This is a genomic window from Aquimarina sp. 433 (assembly GCF_054054605.1).
Genome location: NZ_JBSWZK010000032.1, coordinates 1 through 902, shown reverse-complemented (window position 1 = coordinate 902; position 902 = coordinate 1). Strand labels below are relative to the sequence as shown.

Below are 902 nucleotides of genomic sequence, written 5' to 3'. Positions count from 1 at the left end.
CTTGGACTATCTCCTGTAGCTGTAGCACTGTTCTCTATAAATCCTGCATCGATATTTGCTTGTGTAATTGTTTGATTTGCTGTTACCGTTACACTAGCACCTGGTGCTAAACTTGCTATCGGACTTCCTACGATACTTCCAGCATCTGCATTCGCATCCTCTATCTCAATATCGGTTAATGTAACATTTCCTGTATTAGTCACTACAATATCATACTCAATAACATCATTCAATGCACTTCCTGCTACTCTAACTGTCTTGATAACACTCAAACTTGGATCAGCAGTAATCGTAGTAACTGTTGGGTCATTGGTAGGATCCGAATCTGTACTTCCATCTCCATTTGGTGTCTCAACAGTCTCATCACCTGCATCAGATACATCTGTTACATCGTCCGTACCACTTGGACTATCTCCTGTAGCTGTAGCACTGTTCTCTATAAATCCTGCATCGATATTTGCTTGTGTAATTGTTTGATTTGCTGTCACTGTTACACTAGCGCCTGGTGTTAAACTTGCTATTGGACTGCCTACAATACTTCCAGCATCTGCATTGTCATCTGTAATTTCAATATCGGTTAATGTAACATTACCTGTATTGGTCACTACAATATCATACTCAATAACATCATTTAAGACACTTCCCGCTACCCTGACTGTCTTGATAACACTTAGAACTGGTACTTCTGGTGTAGCACTGGTCTCATCATCTTCTGCAGGGGTATCTGTATCTGCTGTAGCATCAGGACTACTGTCGGGATCAAAATTATCACTCGCAGTGATCTCTGCAAAGTTCGTATAGTTGCCCGTAGCAGTCACTACTGCCGTATAAGTCAATACTAATGGGGTGGTTGTGGTAACACTTAAGCCACTCCAGCTGATCAAGCCGCCACTCTCACTTCC

1 protein-coding gene is annotated in these 902 nt (G+C 41.9%); it reads right to left on the bottom strand.

All coding sequences use genetic code 11. The features are described 5' to 3' along the window. A partial coding sequence (locus ACWNT5_RS24220) for a DUF7507 domain-containing protein (protein ID WP_456518854.1) occupies positions 1 to 902 on the bottom strand: 902 nt, incomplete at both ends.